The sequence below is a fragment of the Cognaticolwellia mytili genome, assembly GCF_002104475.1.
GTDB classification, from domain to species: Bacteria; Pseudomonadota; Gammaproteobacteria; order Enterobacterales; family Alteromonadaceae; genus Cognaticolwellia; species Cognaticolwellia mytili.
Window position 1 is genome coordinate 688,842 of the sequence record NZ_NBOF01000001.1, and the last position, 20,886, is coordinate 709,727.

The following is a 20,886-nucleotide window of genomic DNA, read 5'->3' on the forward strand; positions in this document are numbered from 1 at the left end:
ATTTCATTCATGTTACCTAGGTTAGCCCCGCAAGAGCTCGTTTCCCCGTTGTATCAAGAGTACGCTAAAGTTTTGGCAACAAAACGTTTTAGTGGTGACGTTAATTTTCAATATAGCGCGCGACTAGCACACGCCACAGATAACAGTATTTATCAGCAATTACCGCAATTAGTGCTGCATCCGCGCAGTAAGCAAGACATTCAATTGATCACTGCACTTGGCGCTGAAACACGCTTTAATGACATTAAATTTAGTGCCCGTGGTGGAGGAACAGGTACCAACGGCCAAAGTTTGACGCCAGGTATTGTGGTTGATTTATCTAAATACATGAATCGCATATTGGAGATAAACGTAGAAGAAAACTGGGTGCGTGTTGAAGCCGGTGTTATTAAAGACCAACTTAATGATTATCTTAAGCCTCATGGTTTCTTCTTTTCTCCAGATTTATCAACTAGTAATAGAGCGACAGTAGGCGGTATGATCAATACTGACGCCTCTGGACAAGGCTCTTTGGTTTACGGTAAAACCTCAGATCATGTTCTTGGGCTAGAAAGTGTATTGGCTAATGGCGAAATGTTAATCACTTCACCTATGTCGATGGCAGAAGCAGAGATATTAGCAACGCAAGAAAGCACGGTGGCAAAATTAATGCAGCAAGTGCTGAGCTCTTGCCGCGATAACCGCGAACTTATTCTTGAAAAATTTCCACGTTTAAATCGCTTTTTAACCGGTTATGATTTAGAAAATATTTTTAACGCTGATTTAACTCAGGTCGATTTAAGCCGCATCATTACTGGCTCTGAAGGCTCTTTAGCCTTTGTTTGTGAAGCAAAACTAAATTTAACACCAATCGCCAATGCTAAAACACTGATCAATATTAAATATGACAGTTTTGATTCTGCACTACGTCATTCTCCATCGTTAGTTAAAGCAAAAGCGACTTCTGTTGAAACCATTGACAGTAAAGTACTGAACTTAGCTAAACAGGATATTGTTTGGCAATTAGTTAGCGATATGTTGCAAGATGTTGAAGGTGCTGTCATGGATGGCATCAATATGGTTGAGTATAACGGTGAAAGTATAGAAGCCGTTGCTCAGCAGGTAAACGACCTTTGTGCTGTGCTTGATGAAGATATTGCAAACGGTAGGGGGGTTATCGGTTATCAAGTTACTTCTGATCTAGGCAGCATTGCAAAACTTTATACCATGCGTAAAAAAGCCGTGGGTTTACTGGGGAACACCAAAGGCAGCAAAAAGCCTTTAGCGTTTGCTGAAGATACTGCTGTGCCACCAGAAAACTTGGCTGACTTTATCGCTGAATTTAGAGAACTACTGGACGGTTATGGTTTACATTACGGTATGTTTGGCCATGTTGATGCCGGTGTTTTACACGTAAGACCTGCACTAGATATGTGTGATCCAGAGCAAGAAGTTTTACTGCGAGAAATATCTGATAAAGTTGTCGCGTTAACCGCTAAATACGGCGGTTTGATGTGGGGTGAACATGGCAAAGGTTATCGTAGTGAATACGGACCTGAATTTTTTGGTGATGCGCTATTTACCGAATTAAGAAAAATCAAAGCGGCGTTTGACCCACTAAATAAAATGAACCCAGGAAAAATTTGTACGCCATATAAATCGACAGAAAATTTAGTTTCCGTTGATGATAAAAAACGCGGTTTTTATGACCGGCAAATCCCAATTACCGTTAAGGACTCTTTTAAATCGGCGCTTGATTGTAATGGCAACGGCTTATGCTTTAATTATGACGTAAATAGTCCTATGTGTCCTTCAAGTAAGGTTACGCGTGACCGTCGTCATTCCCCGAAAGGTAGAGCAGGATTGATGAGAGAGTGGTTAAGGCTTGTCGAGGTTAAAGGTGTAGATATTCTTGCTTTAGAGCAAGATATTCAGCATTGGTCAGTAAAACGCTTACTAGATAAAGTAAAAAACAGTTTTAACAGCTCAAATTCAGCACAGGAAAATGATGATTTTTCTCATGAAGTGATGGAAGCTATGCAAGGGTGTTTAGCTTGTAAAGCTTGCGCAAGTCAGTGTCCAATTAAAGTGGATGTACCCGATTTTAGAGCCCGATTTATTAACCTTTATCACTCAAGATATTTTAGGCCCGCTAAAGATCATTTAGTCGCGAATGTTGAAGTGATGACGCCGATAATGGCAAAAGCACCTAAGTTTGTAAATAGTGTTCTAAACTCGAATATTTATAATAAATTATCTCGTGCCACCATTGGCTATGTTGATACACCTTTGTTATCTATTCCAACCTTAGCTGAAAGAGCTCAGCAGCATCAATTTGCTACTTTCGATTTAACGCAACTACATAAAATGACTTCGCAAGAGCGTGCTAAAAGTGTATTAGTCGTTCAAGATCCTTTTACGTCCTTTTATGATGCAAAAGTAGTTGAGGATTTTATGTTGCTTGTTAAAAAACTAGGGTTTCAGCCAATATTGTTGCCGTTTAAACCCAATGGTAAGCCACAGCATGTAAAAGGTTTCTTAGCAAAATTTGCGAAAACGGCTAAATCGACAGCAGATTTTCTTAACAAGGTGCATGAATTAAACATACCTATGATTGGCTTAGATGCGTCATTAGCTTTATGTTACCGCGATGAGTATTGCCAAATATTAGGTGATAGCAGAGGTAAATTTAGCGTAGAGCTTGCCCATGAATGGCTAATTACTATTCTCGATCATCAAAATAAGGCAGAGAATGAAACTGAAATAGCGAAATCAATATCTTATAAACTTTTTGCGCATTGTACTGAGAAAACGGCATTGCCTGGTAGTGAAGGGCAATGGAAAGGAATTTTTGCACACTTTGGTTTGTCATTAACCAATGTTTCAGTCGGTTGCTGCGGAATGGCGGGAACGTACGGTCATGAAAAAGTAAACTTAGATAACTCTAAAGCACTTTACGACATGAGCTGGAAGAATAAAGTAAGTGAATTAGCTACAGAGCAAATATTAGTAACTGGATATTCTTGTCGTAGCCAAATAAAACGCTTAGATAATAAAGTCACTTTACATCCAGTTCAGGCATTATTAAATGCGCTTAATTAGTTATACGATTTTGCACTAGAATCATTAAGCTAAGCTAGTAATAAGCAAAATGCTATAGCAGCGCTATTAAAGTCTATTCTTACGTTGTTCAAGTTGCCGGTAACTTGTTATTGGGCAAACTTAAAGACCTTGAACTAGCAGATAGTTAAAATAGTGATAAATAGCCCGCAGTTCATCGTTGTTTTGCCTGTAGTTAGGTAATGCCGCAGGTTCAGCTATTCTAACTGATCATGGTTTACATCACTTCTAAATGTATTTATGCCGTCTATGGTTGAAGTATGTTATGTGAGAGTTGGATGCGATACGTCAGGGGATTATTGAGTTAACTTTACAAAAAACACTAAAATTTATAGGTATAAAAAACTATGCTTAATTTCAGAGGTTGAGTTAATTCTAAGGGGTACTTGGAGAGTCGTGCTTTAGTCGACCTCAATGGTGATATCGTTGCAGGGGATACAACAACAAGGCAGAATTTCACCATCACCAATAAAAGCGAGTGGCTCGCCTTGTGGGTAGTTTATTTCTCCGCTTTTTAGTGCAACACGGCAAGCGCCGCAGTAGCCATCACGGCAGTGGTAATGCACTTCAACGTCTGCTGACTCCAGACACTCTAATAGGTTACGATGAGAGTCTAAGTAGATAATTTCTTGGTTGGCAACAGAGATTTTAATGATAGATTTTTCTTTTCTGGCTAAGTCAATTTTTTCTTCATCAGCACTATTTAAATCTTTCGGCATAATAAATTATCCGAAAAACTTAAATAGACTAATAATAATCATATTTTTGATATAACTAACAAACGATTATAAATCGAAGTCGTCAAAGTCATCACTTGATACTGATGAATCAACTTGGCCAACAAGGTAGCTTGATATTTCAGTTTCTTGTGGCGCTACTTGAACATTGTCACTCACTAAGTATGCGTTCATCCATGGTAATGGATTACTCTTAATATCAAACGGTGCATCAAACCCGATTGCTGCCATACGTTGATTACTCGTGTATTCAATGTATTGTTTCAAGATGGCAGCATTAAGACCAATCATTGAGCCATCTTTAAATAAATAATCAGCCCATTCTTTTTCTTGTTCAACTACATCCATGAAGATTTGTTTACCTTCTTCACGCAACTCCGTCGCAATTTCTTGCATTTCAGGATCATCTTTGCCTGACATCCAATTATTCAATATATGTTGAGTACCGGTTAAGTGCAGAGCTTCGTCACGAGCAATTAGTTTGATGATTTTTGCATTGCCTTCAAGTAATTCACGTTCTGCAAAGGCAAATGAACAAGCAAAACTTACGTAGAAACGAATGGCTTCTAAAGCATTTACTGAGCAAATGGCTAAGAATAAGCGCTCTTTTAGTTTACGCTCACTCACTTCAATAGTTTCACCATCAACTTCGTAGCTACCAGCCCCTTGTGACTGTAATAATTGGGTGGTGATAATAACGGCGTCAAAATATTTAGCGATGCTTGAAGCGCGTTTCAATATCGCAGGGTTAACCATGATATCGTCAAAAACTTCGCTTGGATCAGTAAACAAGTTACGCAGAATGTGAGTATATGAACGAGAGTGAATGGTTTCACTAAATGCCCAAGTCTCAACCCAAGTTTCAACTTCAGGTAATGATACTAATGGTAGTAATACCGCGTTCACAGAGCGAGCAGCCATTGAGTCAAGTAATGTTTGATATTTTAAATTAGAAATAAAAATATGTTTTTCAGAGTTGGTTAAACTCTGCCAGTCAGCACGATCTTTTGAAACATCAATCTCCTCTGGCCGCCAAAAAAAAGATAGCTGTTTTTCTATCAATTTTTCAAACGCGATAAAACGCTGTTGATCGTATCGTGCAACATTAACACTGTTTCCCAAAAACATTGGCTCTAACAAAGCGTTGTTAGGTGTTTGGTTAAACGTGGTGTACGACATTTATATCTCCTGGAAATACTGCTATTGATAGCTATATTTCGTCACTTTAGTGGTTAGTAAACTAATTGTTATAAGTTTTAGTTTTGCAATATAATGCAAAAAAAGAGGAAAACTGATTGTTTCCCTCTTTGCAGATGTTAAATTTTACAAGCTCCGCCTGCACAACTATCATCTTCAATTTCAACTTGGCTATCAGCTGCACCATCACGTGTGTTGTGGTAATACATGGTCTTAACGCCTAATTTGTATGCTGTTAAAATATCTTTTAGCACTTGCTTGATAGGCACTTTACCCCCTTCAAAGCGCGCAGGGTCGTAGTTGGTGTTAGCTGAAATAGTTTGATCAATAAATTTCTGCATTATACCAACTAATTGCAAATAACCCTCATTACTTGGAATATTCCACAGTAATTCGTAGTTGTCCTTTAAGCGTTGATACTCAGGCACTACTTGCTTTAATACGCCATCTTTACTGGCTTTGATGCTGATCAAGCCACGAGGTGGCTCAATACCATTGGTCGCATTAGAAATTTGCGATGAAGTTTCTGACGGCATTAATGCTGATACGGTTGAGTTTCTAACGCCGTGCTCTTTAATACTAGTGCGTAAAGATTCCCAATCTAAGTGTAATGCTTCACCAGTAATTTTATCGATTTCTTTCTTGTAAGTATCGATAGGTAAAATGCCTTGAGATAAACGCGTTTCGTTAAACTTAGGACAAGCACCTTGCTCAATAGCTAATTGGTTTGACGCTTTTAACAAATAGAATTGAATCGCTTCAAAAGTTCTATGTGTTAAGTTGTTGGCACTGCCATTTGAATAGAAAACACCATTTTTAGCTAAATAATAAGCGTAGTTAATAACACCTATACCGAGTGTACGACGTCCCATGGTTGCGTTATACGCTGCAGGAACGGGGTAATCTTGATAGTCTAATAAGCTATCAAGAGCTCGTACTGCTAAATCTGCTAACTCATCTAACTCGTCTAAACTATCGATAGCGCCTAAGTTAAAAGCTGATAAGGTACAAAGCGCAATCTCACCGTTAGGATCATTTACATCTTCCATCGGCTTAGTTGGCAGTGCTATTTCCAAACATAAGTTACTTTGACGAATTGGCGCAACTGTTGGTTCAAACGGAGAATGGGTATTACAGTGATCAACGTTCTGTAGGTAAATACGACCTGTACTTGCACGCTCTTGAGCAAACAAAGTAAATAATTCAATGGCCTTAATGCGCTTCTTACGAATTGAATCATCTGCTTCGTATTTAACGTAAAGCTCTTCAAACTTGTCTTGATCTTCAAAAAAAGCATCGTACAAGCCAGGTACATCACTTGGGCTAAATAAGGTAATTGATTCACCTTTGATCAGGCGTTGGTACATTAACTTGTTAAACTGTACACCGTAATCTAAATGACGTACGCGGTTTTCTTCAACACCACGATTGTTTTTAAGTACCAGTAAGCTTTCAACTTCTAAATGCCAAAGTGGATAGAATAGGGTAGCTGCACCACCCCGAACGCCACCTTGTGAACAACTTTTAACGGCTGTTTGAAATAATTTATAAAATGGAATGCAACCGGTATGAAATGCTTCACCATTTCTAATTGTACTACCTAAAGCACGAATGCGGCCCGCATTAATACCAATACCAGCACGTTGAGAAACATACTTAACAATTGAACTTGATGTTGCATTAATTGAATCTAAGCTATCGCCACATTCAATCAACACACAAGAAGAGAATTGACGTGTTGGGGTACGTACACCAGCCATTATTGGTGTTGGCAGAGAAAGCTTAAATGTAGAAATGGCGTTATAAAAGCCTTTTACATAATCTAAACGTGTTTCCTTTGGATATTTTGCAAATAAGCATGCTGCGACTAAAATATAAAGAAATTGTGCACTTTCGTAGATTTCACCAGTTACACGATTTTGAACCAGATATTTACCTTCTAACTGTTTTACCGCTGCGTAGCTGAAATCTAAGTCACGACGGTGATCTAAGAAACCTTCTAATTGTTCAAATTCTTCAGCAGTATAATCAGTTAATAAATGTTGATCGTATTTACCTGCTTCAATTAAATTTACTACATGTGGGTATAACTTAGGGGGTTCAAATTGACCATAAGCTTTTTTACGTAGATGGAATATTGCCAACCGTGCAGATAAGTATTGATAATCAGGTGTTTCTTCCGAGATTAAATCAGCAGCAGACTTAATGATCGTTTCATGAATGTCGCCGGTTTTAATTCCATCATAAAATTGTATATGTGACTTTAATTCAACTTGAGATACCGAAACATTGTCTAGGCCTTCAGCAGCCCAAGCAATTACCTTATGGATTTTTTCTAAGTCGATAGGTTCTTTTGAGCCATTACGTTTTGTAACAAAAAGGTTGTTATTCATGAAAGACCTGTAAATCTATTTATTGTTTTAACCACCCGGAAATAGGTGTTTATATTATTAATACCCCCAAGAGCGTAATTATACGAGATGAATCGTATAACATTCAAAAAGCAATGAATGAAAAATGCACTATATATTGGGGGGTTTGAAAAACTAAACACAAGATAGTGAGGTTTTCACTACAATGCAAGTGTTAAAAAATGTTGAATTTTAGTTGCTTTTTTAGGAGAGAAAGTTCTGTTAGTAACAACTAACTTAGTAGCGCTTTTTTATTTTGATTTTTCAAAAACGCAACGCTTATTTTCATTTATTTTTACTTTTTTTTAAGTACTAAATTATTTTAGGTGAATTTTGACGATTTATATCGCCAAAGGTAATATAAAAATAAAAAACAATAAAACTCAATGGTTTATGTTTTTTGTCCAAATCTTAAACAAAGTAATTGACGAGTGATTATTTTATCATCGCTTAAGGATCACATTGTGATCCTTAATAAAACAAGCCTATTAAATTTAAGATTTCATCAACGATAAATGATAATTTTTAGTTGATGATACTATAAAGTAAATAATATTCATTTTGCTAAGGATAGAACTGTCTAAATTGTTTTGTTATCCACTAATAAAAAGTGGTGTGTGAGTAATTCTGATAGAGAACTAGCACAACGAATAATAACGTATCTTTTTGTGCTAGTTGCAAAATTTACTTTATAAAAGTGAGTAAATCAGTTGGTGTATTAATGATGTGATCTGCTTGCCAAGCCTGACAATTTTCATCAGCTAAAATATAGCCCCAATTGGCAATAAAAGTTTTCATTAATGCGCTATTACCTGCTTGAATGTCACGCAGGGCATCACCGACATAGAAACAATGCTGATTATCAACATTGATTTTCTGACAAGCGTATAATATTGGCTCAGGATCAGGTTTACGTTTTACTAGGGTATCACCGCCGACCATTACAGCACAGTTTGCAAATTCTGGATAATACGGCATTAATGTTTTGGTTAAGCCTTCAGGTTTATTGGTAATTATGCCCCAAGGGATATTATTATCTTCTAACTGTTGTAAAAGTTCTGCAACGCCAGGATAAAGGCAAGTATGGTCTGCAATATTTTGTTCGTAATAGTCTAGAAACTGTTGGCGTAAGCTTTCATAGTCATACTGCGCAATATCTTCGCCAAAGCCTAAGCTTAATAAGCCTAATGCGCCATCTGAAGCTATTGGACGATAATATTTAGCGGCAACGGCCGGTTTATTGTACTTTGCCAATACGTAATTTAACGCGGCGCCTAAATCATCAGCGGTATCTAATAATGTACCGTCTAAATCAAAAAGAACCGCGGCAAGGTGATTTGTTAAGTTACTAGCGTTGGGCATAATATCGCTCGATTTTGTTATGGTGATAATTTAGCAAGGGGAGTAGCGCCAACGTAAGCCAGTTACATTTCGACGCGTATTTAGTCAATTTAGTTAGCTTAAAGGCGTTGACAGCAAAGTATATAGTTAACATCAAGTGATGAGGTTAGCTTATGATTTTCAGTGATTGGATTGTAGTGAATACCCGCAGCATCGATACACTTTAAGTCGAAAGACTCAGCCCATGAAATAAGCGTAGAAGGGCGAATGAAACTTTTATGATCATGTGTTCCATTTGGCACAAGTTTAAATACCTTCTCGGCGGCTACTATCGCTAATAAGTAAGCTTTTAATGATTTATTTAAGGTAGAAAAGAAAACATAACCACCTGGTTTTACCATATGTGCGCAGGCATTAACGATTGAAGCGGGGTCTGGCACATGCTCAAGCATTTCCATACAAGTGACTACATCATAATGCTCTGGATGTTGTTGTGCTTGTTCTTCGGCTGTGATTTTAAGGTAATCAACATTAACACCCGCTTCTAACGCATGTAATTTAGCTACATTTAAAGGCTCTTGCCCCATATCAATGCCGGTCACTTTCGCGCCTAGCTGCGCTAAGCTTTCAGCTAAAATTCCGCCACCACAACCAACATCGATTATTTCTTTATCGAATATGTCACCAACATGTTGACAAATGAATTGACGACGTAACGGGTTAATTTGATGTAACGGTTTAAAGTCACCATCTAGTTCCCACCATTGGCTGGCAACTTGTTCAAATTTTGCGATTTCGTCTTGATTAACATTTAGAGAATTGGACATGGCTTTATCATTATTTGTCTTGTTTATGTTGGCGATTCTAAACCAATAATTACAGCAAGCCTAGCGTGAAAATTGATTCAACTTAAATAAAAGTGAAATGCAGCTGTATTTTTAGTGTTCTTTTTATCTTTGCTTATATATAAGCAGGGCTTTAGTGTGCGGAACTAGTGCTTTTAGGCAAAATAATGTCGATAAAATAAACGCTTAAACGTGACATATGTTCAAAATGCGAACAATGACTTTTTATGAATATCTTTTTCACCTAATTTATGAAGATAAATACCTATGAAAACAGCCATATAGTTGACTATTAGGTAAATAGTAGCCGGGGCTTGAAACTTTGCCTTTTTAACGGCAAAATGAAGTAATATAAAGCGATAGGGCATGACAATTATTTATGTTAGTATGCCATGTTAATTAAAAATAATAATTTCGAATTTTTTTGAATTAGATTTACCTTAAGGGATACCATCAATTTATGACCGATTTAGCGAATAATATTGCTCCTGTCAATATTGAGGATGAGCTAAAAAGCTCCTATTTAGATTACGCAATGAGTGTAATTGTAGGTCGTGCATTACCAGATGTACGTGATGGCTTAAAACCAGTGCATCGTCGCGTACTTTTTGCGATGAATGTTTTAGGTAACGACTTTAATAAGCCGTATAAAAAATCAGCACGTGTCGTTGGTGATGTTATCGGTAAGTATCACCCTCATGGTGATACTGCTGTTTATGACACAATTGTTCGTATGGCACAGCCATTTTCATTACGCTATATGCTTGTTGACGGCCAAGGTAACTTTGGTTCTGTTGATGGCGACTCAGCGGCAGCAATGCGTTACACCGAAATTAGAATGTCGAAAATCGCTCATTCAATTTTAGCCGATTTAGATAAAGAAACTGTTGATTACGTTGCCAACTATGACGGCACGGAAATGATACCAGCAGTTATGCCGACACGTATCCCTAACTTATTAGTTAATGGTACCTCAGGTATTGCAGTTGGTATGGCGACGAACATTCCGCCACATAACCTAACTGAAGTTATTAATGGCTGTTTAGCCGTTATTGATAACGAAGAAATAGGTTTTGAAGAATTACTTGAATATATTCCAGGCCCTGATTTCCCAACTGCCGGTATTATTAGTGGCCGTGCGGGTATTCAAGAAGCTTACTTAACTGGTCGCGGAAAAATTAAAATTCGTGCCCGTGCGTCAATTGAAGTTGATGACAAGTCTGGCAAAGAAACTATTGTTGTTCACGAATTACCATACCAAGTTAACAAAGCCCGTTTGATTGAAAAAATGGCTGATTTGGTAAAAGAGAAACGCCTTGAAGGTATTTCTGCACTACGTGATGAGTCTGATAAAGACGGCATGCGTATGGTTATCGAGGTTAAGCGCGGCGAAGTTGGCGAAGTTATTTTAAATAATTTATATAAGCTAACCCAAATGCAAGTGTCTTTTGGTTTGAATATGGTTGCGTTAACTAACGGCCAACCAAAACTATTCAACCTACGTGAAATGCTTGATGCTTTTATTTTGCATCGTCGTGAAGTCGTTACACGTAGAACAATATTTGAATTACGTAAAGCCCGTGAACGTGCACATTTATTGGAAGGTTTATCGATAGCACTTTCTAATATTGACCCTATCATCGCGTTAATTAAGAATTCACCAACACCAAGTGAAGCAAAAGAACAATTGTTATCACGTGGCTGGGACTTAGGTTTAGTTTCTGACATGCTAGCTGCTGCTGGTGATGACGCTGCCCGCCCTGAATGGGTTGAAGAAGAGTTTGGTATTCGTGATGGTCAATATTTCTTAACACCGCCACAAGCACAAGCGATTCTAGATTTACGTTTACATAAGTTAACGGGTCTAGAGCACGAGAAGATCTTAAGTGAATACAAAGCGTTATTAGAAGTGATTGCTGAGTTACTTTATATCTTAGCGACACCTGCACGTTTAATGGAAGTTATTCGTGAAGAGCTTGAAGTTATTCGTGATGAGTTTGGTGATGAACGTCGCACTGAAATAACCAATGCTTCACATGATTTATCGATGGAAGATTTAATCACTGAAGAAGATGTTGTGGTAACACTTTCGCATGAAGGTTACGTTAAATATCAAGTATTAAGTGATTACCAAGCACAACGCCGTGGTGGTAAAGGTAAAGCAGCGACTAAGATGAAAGAAGAAGATTTCATCGAACGTTTATTGATTGCTAATACCCATGATACGATTTTATGTTTCTCAGATCGCGGTAAACTGTACTGGTTGAAAGTGTTCCAATTACCATTGGCTAGTCGTACTGCTCGTGGTCGTCCAATTGTTAATATATTACCGCTTGAAGAAGGTGAACGTATTACCGCAATTTTACCAGTACGTGAATATGAAGAAGATAAATTCATCATCATGGCAACGGCGTCTGGTACTGTGAAGAAAACAGCGTTAACGGCTTATAAGAACCAACGTGCAAACGGCATTATTGCCTTGAACCTACGTGATGACGATACGTTAATCGGCGTTGATATTACTGATGGTAACAACGACATTATGTTGTTCTCTGATGCTGGTAAAGTTGTCCGTTTTAACGAGAAGAAACGTGATAGCGAAACAGGTGAAATAAAGATTGATCCTGAAACGGGCGAACAACTTTGGGCATTGAAACCTATTGGTCGTACTGGTACGGGTGTTCGCGGTATTAAGTTAGAAGGTGATCAAAAAGTGGTTTCACTTATTGTCCCTAAAAACGATGGTCCAATTTTAACAATTACTGAAAATGGCTATGGTAAGCGTACTGCTTTAGATGAGTACCCTGCAAAAAGTCGAGCAACCAAAGGTGTTGTTTCAATTAAAGTCAGTGAGCGTAACGGTCCAGTTGTTGGCGCAGTGCAAGTTGAAGAGCAAGACGAAATTATGCTTATTACTGATAACGGTACTTTAGTTCGTACTCGTGTTGGTGAAGTAAGTGTTATTGGTCGTAATACTCAAGGTGTTCGAATTATTCGTACTGTTGAAGGTGAGCATGTAGTTGCCTTACAACGTATTGATGAAATTGAAGAGCCAGAAGTATTTGAAGAAGACGAAAATGGCGTGGAAACTCCAACTCAAGCAGTAGAAGGCGAGCAAACTGATGCGCCAGAAACTGATGTTGAGAGTGATGATTCAACGCTCAACGATGACGATGCTCCTGAGTAACCGTTGTTAACATAATAAAAGGCGGTTTTTACCGCCTTTTTTTATGAGTGAAATTTATATTAAGTAAGAGAAAAGCCTAATGGCATTGGGTAAAAATAGTTATATCAAAGTTTATTTAAGAATTGATGCGTAAAGTTAAATTGGTATGCTGTGGTAACGGTAACTAAGTTTGTAAAACGAAACGATAATAATAAAAATATTTGATAATTATATACCCAGAAACATGGGTATAAACGTTAGTGTTAGTGAATTCGTAGGTTGGTATTGACAAAAATAGGGCAAAACCGACATAGCAAGTTAATTGAAGAAGGGTGTAATGTTAAATGTCTAGTGTTTATAATTTTTGCGCAGGTCCGGCAATGTTACCTGTTGACGTAATGAAAAAGGCGCAAAGTGAATTTTTAAACTTTGCTGATACCGGCAGTTCAGTGATGGAGCTTAGCCATCGTAGTAAAGAATTTGTTGCTGTTGCTGAGAAAGCGGAAGCTAATTTGCGCAACCTCATGGCTATTCCTGAAAATTATAAAGTACTTTTTTGTCATGGCGGAGGTCGCGGCCAGTTTTCAGCTATTGCGTTAAACCTACTAGGCGAGACTAAAAAAGCTGATTACATCGTAACAGGCGCTTGGTCTAAGTCCGCCGCAGAAGAAGCAAGTCATTACGGTAATATTAATGCTGTTAACGTTATTGATAACAGTGATGGCACTCAACGTGTAAAGCCAAGCAACGAGTGGCCGATCAGTCAAGACGCCGCTTATGTGCACTATTGCCCTAATGAAACTGTTGACGGTATCGAAATTTTTCAGGTGCCAGATACTGGTGATGTTCCTCTAGTGGCTGATATGTCATCAACGATTTTATCGCGTGAATTTGATGTCAGTAAATTTGGACTTATTTATGCGGGTGCACAGAAAAATATCGGACCTTCAGGTTTAACATTAGTGATTGTACGAGAAGATTTGTTAGGTAAAGCGCATATTGATACGCCATCTATTATGAATTACCAAGTATTGGCAAAAAATGGCTCTATGTATAACACACCTCCTACATATGCTTGGTATCTTGCTGGACTTGTTTTTGAATGGTTACTTGCAAAAGGTGGTGTTAGTGCTATCGCTGAAATTAATGCCGAAAAAGCACAGTTATTGTATGACTATATTGATCAAAGTGATTTTTATCAAAATTCGATTGTTCCAGAGAACAGAAGCTTAATGAATGTACCATTTTGGCTAAACAATGATGAATTTTCTGCTGACTTTTTAGCACAAGCACAAACACAAGGGCTAACTGCACTTAAAGGCCACCGAATGGTTGGTGGAATGCGTGCCAGCATTTATAACGCAATGCCAATTGAAGGTGTGCAAGCATTAGTCGACTTTATGAAAAAATTCGCAGCAGGAACTAAATAATATGGAACAATTAACTTTAAACCCAATAGATAAAATTAATGGCGAAATATTTTTACCAGGCTCAAAGAGTTTATCTAATCGCGCGTTGTTAATCGCGGCACTTGCTAATGGTGAAACTAAAATTACTAACTTGCTAGTGAGTGACGATATTAACCATATGCTAGACGCCTTAAAAAGTCTGGGCATTCAATATAGCTTAAGTACTTGTGGTACGGAATGTACGGTTGTTGGTAATAACGGATTTTTTAGTACTAACGAAACGTTAGAGTTATACCTAGGAAATGCTGGTACAGCAATGCGTCCTTTATGTGCGGCGCTTGCTGCTAGTGAAGGCGAGTTTGTTTTAACTGGCGAGCCAAGAATGAAAGAAAGACCAATTGGTCATTTAGTGGATGCGCTAGCTCAGCTTAATGCTGATATTCAATATTTGGAAAATAAAGATTACCCACCAGTTAAAATTAACGGCAGGGCACTAACTGGAAGCACAGTAAAAATAGATGGTTCTATTTCAAGTCAATTCTTAACCGCTATTTTGATGGTATCTCCATTACTGAAAACAGACACCAATATCGAAATTAACGGTGAGTTAGTTTCTAAACCATATATCGATATTACACTCGATATAATGGCAAGGTTTGGTGTTAAGGTGCAAAATAATGATTATCAATCATTTAATGTTCAAGGTAACCAATCTTACGAAGCTGTCGAAAAGTATATGGTGGAAGGAGATGCTTCTTCTGCATCATATTTCTTAGCTGCAGGGGCGATAAAAGGCGGAAAAGTCACGGTACACGGCGTTGGTAAGCTGAGCGTTCAGGGCGACAAGCACTTTGCTGATGTACTTGAAAAAATGGGTGCAAAAGTTATTTGGCATGATGAATCTATAACTGTTATTGGTAAGCCTCTTACTGCGGTAGATATGGATATGAACCATATTCCAGATGCAGCGATGACAATAGCAACAACAGCTTTGTTTGCCCAAGGCACAACGACTATTCGAAATATTTACAATTGGCGAGTAAAAGAAACCGATCGCTTAACGGCGATGGCAACTGAGCTGAGAAAGGTTGGTGCAACGGTTATCGAAGGTGAAGATTATATTTCGGTAACACCGCCAGCGACTTTGAATCATGCAGAAATTGATACATATAATGATCATCGAGTTGCCATGTGTTTCTCGCTTGTCGCATTAAGTGATACACCTGTCACTATTAATGATCCAAAGTGTACGGCTAAAACATTCCCTGATTATTTTGAGAAGCTATCGCAAGTCTCTTGTTAAAGTTGTTACAGAATAATTTTTTTACGCGATTTTGAACGATAAATCCCGTATAATGCCGCCGATTTTTGATTTTAGGGGAAAGATGTATGCAGGAAAGCATTCCAGTCATTACGATTGATGGACCAAGCGGTGCGGGTAAAGGAACTGTTGCGCGTATAGTAGCTGAACAATTAGGCTGGCACTTACTCGACAGTGGCGCTATTTACCGTGTGCTTGCTGTAGCAGCTGAGCACCATAATATAGCGGTAGATGATGAAGAATCATTATTACCTATTGCAGCGCATTTGGATGTACAGTTTCAAATTTGTAGTGAAGGTGAAGGTAAAGTCATTTTAGAAGGTGAGGATGTGTCAAATGCCATTCGCACTGAAGAAGTTGGCGCACTTGCGTCTCAAGTTGCGGCTTTTCCACGCGTTCGTGAAGCGTTATTAAGACGTCAACGTGCTTTTAAGGTTACTCCTGGTTTAGTGGCTGATGGTCGTGACATGGGGACTGTTGTCTTTATTGATGCACCAGTAAAAGTATTTTTGACCGCTAGCGCAGAAGAAAGAGCGCAAAGAAGATTTAATCAGTTGAAAGAAAAGGGCTTTGATGTTAAAATCGGGCGCCTTTTGGATGACATACGTCAAAGAGATGAGCGAGATCAAAACCGTAAGGTGGCGCCGCTTGTCCCTGCAGAAGGAGCATTGGTTATTGATTCTACTGATCTTTCTATTGATGAAGTGGTCAGCAAAATCCTTTCATTTAGTAATGAAAAACTAATGTAAAGTTGAAATTAACTAAGCAATAATGCTTAAAAATAACCTAAAGTAAGGATGCGTTAGGTCTTATTAACAACCCCATGAAACATGTAAGTTGATTGGATTAACTCTGAGCTCATAGACAAATTATGACTGAAAATTTTGCAGAACTTTTTGAAGAAAGTTTAAAAACAATCGAAACTCGCCCTGGTTCAATCATTAAAGGGACTGTAGTTGCCGTAAACAAAGACAACGTATTAGTTGACGCTGGCTTAAAATCTGAATCAGTTATTTCTATTGATCAGTTTAAAAGCGCGACTGGTGAAGTTGAAGTAAGTGTTGGTGATGAAATTGATGTAGCGTTAGACGCGACTGATGATGGTTTCGGTGAGACTATTCTTTCTCGTGAAAAAGCAAAACGTCATGAAGCATGGCAAGTGCTTGAAAAAGCATATGAAGAAAAAGAAACTATTATCGGTGTTATCAACGGTAAAGTTAAAGGTGGTTTCACAGTTGAAGTTAGCAATATCCGTGCTTTCTTACCTGGTTCATTAGTAGATGTTCGTCCTATCCGTGACACTACTCACCTTGAAGGTAAAGATTTAGAATTTAAAGTTATTAAGCTTGATCAAAAGCGTAATAACGTAGTTGTATCTCGTCGTGCTGTTATCGAATCAGAAAGCAGTGTTGAACGTGATGAACTATTAGCTTCTCTTGCTGAAGGCATTGAAGTTAAAGGTATCGTTAAGAACCTTACTGACTACGGTGCATTCGTAGACTTAGGCGGCATTGACGGCCTACTTCACATCACAGATATGGCTTGGAAACGTGTTAAGCACCCAAGTGAAATCGTAAATGTTGGTGATGAAATTCAAGTTAAAGTATTGAAATTCGATCGTGAGCGTACTCGTGTATCTCTAGGTATGAAGCAGTTAGGCGAAGATCCATGGGTTGCTATCGCTAAGCGTTACCCTGAAGGTGCTAAACTTTCTGGTCGCGTAACTAACTTAACTGACTACGGTTGTTTCGTTGAGATCCAAGAAGGCGTTGAAGGTCTTGTTCACGTTTCTGAAATGGATTGGACTAACAAAAACATCCACCCATCTAAAGTTGTTAACTTGGGTGACACTGTTGAAGTTATGGTTCTTGAAATTGACGAAGAACGTCGTCGTATTTCTCTTGGCCTTAAACAATGTATCCCTAACCCTTGGGAAGAGTTTGCTAAGAACTTCAACAAAGGTGATAAAGTATCAGGTAAGATCAAGTCAATCACTGACTTCGGTATCTTCATTGGTCTTGACGGCGGCATTGATGGTCTTGTTCACTTATCTGATATTTCATGGGCTGGCGGTGAAGAAGCTGTTCGTGAATACAAGAAAGGTGATGAAATCTCAGCTGTTGTATTACAAGTTGACCCAGAGCGCGAGCGTATCTCTTTAGGTGTTAAACAAACTGAAGATGATCCGTTTAATCAATACCTTGCAGATAACAAAAAAGGTGCTATTGTTACAGGTAAGGTTATTGAAGTAGACGCGAAAGGCGCTAAAATTGAATTAGCTGATAGCGTTGAAGGTTACCTTCGTGTAGCTGATATTTCACGTGAGCGTATCGAAGATGCGACTACTGAATTATCTGTAGGCGATAGCGTTGAAACTAAGTTTGTTGGTGTAGATCGCAAGAACCGCACTATTAGCTTATCAATCAAAGCTAAAGACCAAGCTGACGAACGTGAAGCTATGGATACATTGAACCAAGCTCCAGCAGAAGATACTTCTGGTTTGAGTGCAATGGCTGAAGCGTTTAAAAACGCTAAGCTTTAATTCATAGCAATACCAAGTGAAGAAGAACTGCTTTCTGCGGTTCTTCTTTAAATGTAAAATCCGATGGCGCGAAGCTATAGTGAACACTGGAGGTCAAATGACCAAATCAGAACTCATTGAAAGATTAGCAGAGAAATTAAATCATTTATCTGCAAAAGATGTTGAAGAAGCTATTAAAGAAATTCTTGAAATGATGGCGCAAACTTTGTCAAAAGGTGAGCGTATTGAAATTAGAGGTTTTGGCAGCTTTTCGTTGCATTATCGTGCTCCACGCGTGGGACGGAACCCAAAAACTGGCGAGTCAGTTGAACTTGACGGAAAGTATGTTCCGCATTTTAAACCTGGTAAAGAGTTACGTGAAAGAGTAAATCTTTCAATCGCGTAATTGCAGAGTTAGTGAATAAACGGCATGCTATCAGCATGCCTTTTTTTTGTGTTGTTTTGGATGAACCACTATGCGCCTTTATATTACTATTATCCTTTTTCTTATCTTACTTGCCATTGCGTTTATTTTCGGCAGTCAAAATGATCAAGTACTGACATTAAATTATTTGATTGCAAAAACTAATCTTTCCGTTGCGGCTGCAGTGAGCATATTTACCTCAATAGGCTTTGTGCTGGGGTTATTATTTTCTTTATTTTGGAAATTACTACGCATGATAAAGCCTACAAAAAATAGTCAACCGACTGCTGAGAAGAAATTTTAGTATGCTAGGGTTATTATTTTTATTGTTACCTGTAGCCATGGGCTATGGTTGGTTTATGGGGCGCAACAGCGTTAAGCAAAACGATCACTCTGCTACGCAAGAGCTATCCATTAAATATTCTACAGGTCTAAATTACTTATTATCGAATCAACAAGATAAAGCAATAGACTACTTACTTGAAGCGTTGAAAGTAGAAGATGATACCGTAGAAGCACATTTTGCCATGGCAAACCTTTTTAGACGTCGTGGCGAACTCGATAGAGCTTTAAAAGTACACGAGCATTTAGTGCGCCAAAAGCACTTACCTAATAGTGCAAAGCAGCAGGCAGTATTTGAGCTTGCAAAAGATTTTCTCAGTGCTGGTTTGTATGACCGTGCTGAAGCTATGTTCCATAAACTCCTTAAATCTAAAATCTATGGCTTGAAGTCATTAACCTCTTTAATGCAAATTTATCAATCCACAAAAGATTGGCAACAGGGCATAGTGTTAAAGAAGGCGATTGTTAAAACTCGTGATAAAAAACTGCTACACAGCTTAGCCAATTTCTATTGTGAGCTTGCCTCTCTTGCGTTAGAAAAAGATGAATTTATTGAAGTGATAGAACTGTTGGAACAGGCGCTAAGTCATGATCAAAATTCATCACGAGCAAATTGGTTGATGGCACAAATTTATGAAAATCATCAGCAATATAATGAAGCCTGCCAATGTTATAAGGCTATTTATGAGCAGGATAAAGAATTTTTCCCTGACGTTATTGAAAAAATGTTTCTTTGCTATAAAGCACTTGATGCAGAAGCTGAATTTTTTAAGTTTATCAGAAAAGTTTATGACGAAACGGGCAGCACTAGTGCACTGATTAAGTATTTAAGTCATGTAGAGAAAGCTAAAGGGGTTAGCCACGCGAAGACCTTTATTTTAACAGCTTTGAAACGTCGACCAACAATCCGTGGCTTTAAACATTTTGTTAAAATGCAAATGACTGATAGTGAATCCGAAAATACTTCTGAGAATTTAGAAGTGATTCGCGAACTGGTCTCAGCTTACTTAAACGTTAAACATCGTTATAGTTGTAGAACGTGTGGTTTTAATTCAGGTACTCATTATTGGTCTTGTCCATCTTGTCATGACTGGGAACAACTTAAACCTGTGCGTGGCTTAGACGGTGAATAAGCCTGCATTATAAAATAAAATTTGCATGTGCTCTAATCATATAAGGCACATGTAATCATCAAGCACTTAGCGCATATATCGCAAAAGATTATTATTTTAAATATTTACCTATTAAGGAAAACAGCATGAGAGATGCAAAAGTTGTAGTCGCCTTAGATTTTGATAACAAAGATGAGGCATTATCTTTTGTAGATAAGATTCAACCGAGTGAGTGTCGATTAAAAGTTGGCAAAGAAATGTTCACCCACTTTGGCCCAGAATTTGTGAAAGAATTAGTTCAGCGTGATTTTGATGTTTTTCTCGATTTAAAATTCCATGATATTCCTAATACAGTTGCCAAGGCCGTAAAAGCTGCTGCTGACTTAGGCGTTTGGATGGTAAATGTTCACGCTTCGGGTGGCCTTAAAATGATGGAAAAAGCCAAAGAAGCTTTAGTACCGTACGGTGATAAAGCGCCATTATTGATTGCTGTTACCGTTTTAACCAGTATGAGTGAAGACGATCTTATTGGCTTAGGTATCACTAAGTCACCCGCTGAACAAGTGCAACACTTAGCGCTGTTGACTAAAAAAGCTGGTTTAGACGGTGTAGTTTGTTCGGCAATGGAAGCACAATCTTTAAAGCAGTTGCTAGGGAAAGATTTTAACCTTGTCACGCCTGGCATACGTCCTGTAGGTACTAATGCCGATGATCAAAAGCGTATTATGACACCGCGTGAAGCTGTTGATGTCGGTGTTGATTATCTTGTAATTGGTCGCCCTATAACGAAAGCAGAAAGCCCTCATATTGTACTGCAAGAAATTAACCAATCAATAAGTTAATTTTTTGCTAAAATTATTTGTCAAATAAATCGCTTTTTATTGTGTTTGTTTGACAAATAAAAGTAAAACTTCTAAACCTAATAGAGTGAATTATTATCAATGATAGTTCACTTATATGG

At 38.1% G+C, this 20,886-nt stretch carries 15 protein-coding genes; 10 read left to right on the forward strand and 5 right to left on the reverse strand.

Going from position 1 to position 20,886, the window contains the following annotated elements:
* Nucleotides 1–9: 9 nt before the first annotated feature.
* Nucleotides 10–3,081 carry a D-2-hydroxyglutarate dehydrogenase YdiJ gene (gene ydiJ, locus B7C41_RS02910; RefSeq protein WP_085297261.1) on the forward strand — a complete coding sequence of 1,024 codons (3,072 nt, stop codon included), beginning with the start codon at nt 10–12 and terminating at the stop codon, nt 3,079–3,081.
* A gap of 419 nt (nt 3,082–3,500) precedes the next feature.
* On the opposite strand, the gene yfaE is transcribed toward ydiJ, so the two are convergent.
* The 5 genes from yfaE to ubiG form a co-directional block, all read right to left on the reverse strand.
* The gene (gene yfaE / locus B7C41_RS02915) at nt 3,501–3,818 is read right to left on the reverse strand and encodes a class I ribonucleotide reductase maintenance protein YfaE (RefSeq protein ID WP_085297263.1); all 318 of its coding nucleotides are present in this window, start codon (nt 3,816–3,818) and stop codon (nt 3,501–3,503) included.
* A 66-nt stretch (nt 3,819–3,884) separates the two neighbouring features.
* Nucleotides 3,885–5,015 (reverse strand): class Ia ribonucleoside-diphosphate reductase subunit beta, encoded by a 1,131-nt coding sequence (gene nrdB / locus B7C41_RS02920; protein ID WP_085297265.1) that lies wholly within the window; start codon nt 5,013–5,015, stop codon nt 3,885–3,887.
* Between the two features lie 137 nt (nt 5,016–5,152).
* A complete protein-coding gene (gene nrdA, locus B7C41_RS02925; protein WP_085297267.1) occupies nt 5,153–7,426 on the reverse strand; it encodes a class 1a ribonucleoside-diphosphate reductase subunit alpha in 2,274 nt (757 codons plus the stop codon).
* 702 nt (nt 7,427–8,128) lie between these two features.
* Nucleotides 8,129–8,806, reverse strand: a complete 678-nt coding sequence (locus tag B7C41_RS02930) for an HAD family hydrolase (protein WP_085297269.1) — start codon at nt 8,804–8,806, stop codon at nt 8,129–8,131.
* A gap of 98 nt (nt 8,807–8,904) precedes the next feature.
* Nucleotides 8,905–9,612, reverse strand: coding sequence for a bifunctional 2-polyprenyl-6-hydroxyphenol methylase/3-demethylubiquinol 3-O-methyltransferase UbiG (gene ubiG, locus B7C41_RS02935; protein ID WP_085297271.1), 708 nt, complete (start codon nt 9,610–9,612; stop codon nt 8,905–8,907).
* 478 nt (nt 9,613–10,090) lie between these two features.
* Between ubiG and gyrA the strand changes: the two genes are divergently transcribed.
* The 9 genes from gyrA to pyrF all read left to right on the forward strand — a co-directional run bounded on the left by gyrA (nt 10,091) and on the right by pyrF (nt 20,767).
* Nucleotides 10,091–12,817, forward strand: coding sequence for a DNA topoisomerase (ATP-hydrolyzing) subunit A (gene gyrA / locus B7C41_RS02940; protein ID WP_085297273.1), 2,727 nt, complete (start codon nt 10,091–10,093; stop codon nt 12,815–12,817).
* A 323-nt stretch (nt 12,818–13,140) separates the two neighbouring features.
* Nucleotides 13,141–14,226: a 3-phosphoserine/phosphohydroxythreonine transaminase gene (gene serC, locus B7C41_RS02945; protein ID WP_085297275.1), complete on the forward strand. Its 1,086-nt coding sequence runs from the start codon at nt 13,141–13,143 to the stop codon at nt 14,224–14,226.
* Between the two features lies 1 nt (nt 14,227).
* Complete coding sequence (gene aroA, locus B7C41_RS02950) at nt 14,228–15,508, forward strand: 3-phosphoshikimate 1-carboxyvinyltransferase (RefSeq protein ID WP_085297277.1); 1,281 nt, start codon at nt 14,228–14,230, stop codon at nt 15,506–15,508.
* Between the two features lie 86 nt (nt 15,509–15,594).
* Nucleotides 15,595–16,275, forward strand: a complete 681-nt coding sequence (cmk, locus tag B7C41_RS02955; RefSeq protein WP_085297279.1) for a (d)CMP kinase — start codon at nt 15,595–15,597, stop codon at nt 16,273–16,275.
* Between the two features lie 122 nt (nt 16,276–16,397).
* Nucleotides 16,398–18,068 carry a 30S ribosomal protein S1 gene (rpsA, locus tag B7C41_RS02960; protein ID WP_085297281.1) on the forward strand — a complete coding sequence of 557 codons (1,671 nt, stop codon included), beginning with the start codon at nt 16,398–16,400 and terminating at the stop codon, nt 18,066–18,068.
* Nucleotides 18,069–18,165: 97 nt separating this feature from the next.
* Nucleotides 18,166–18,453, forward strand: a complete 288-nt coding sequence (ihfB, locus tag B7C41_RS02965) for an integration host factor subunit beta (protein WP_085297283.1) — start codon at nt 18,166–18,168, stop codon at nt 18,451–18,453.
* 70 nt (nt 18,454–18,523) lie between these two features.
* Nucleotides 18,524–18,775: a lipopolysaccharide assembly protein LapA domain-containing protein gene (locus B7C41_RS02970; protein WP_085297285.1), complete on the forward strand. Its 252-nt coding sequence runs from the start codon at nt 18,524–18,526 to the stop codon at nt 18,773–18,775.
* 1 nt (nt 18,776) lies between these two features.
* The gene (lapB, locus tag B7C41_RS02975) at nt 18,777–19,946 is read left to right on the forward strand and encodes a lipopolysaccharide assembly protein LapB (RefSeq protein WP_085297287.1); all 1,170 of its coding nucleotides are present in this window, start codon (nt 18,777–18,779) and stop codon (nt 19,944–19,946) included.
* 125 nt (nt 19,947–20,071) lie between these two features.
* Entirely contained in the window at nt 20,072–20,767 is a 696-nt protein-coding gene (pyrF, locus tag B7C41_RS02980) for an orotidine-5'-phosphate decarboxylase (RefSeq protein WP_085297289.1), read from the forward strand.
* Nucleotides 20,768–20,886: the final 119 nt, after the last annotated feature.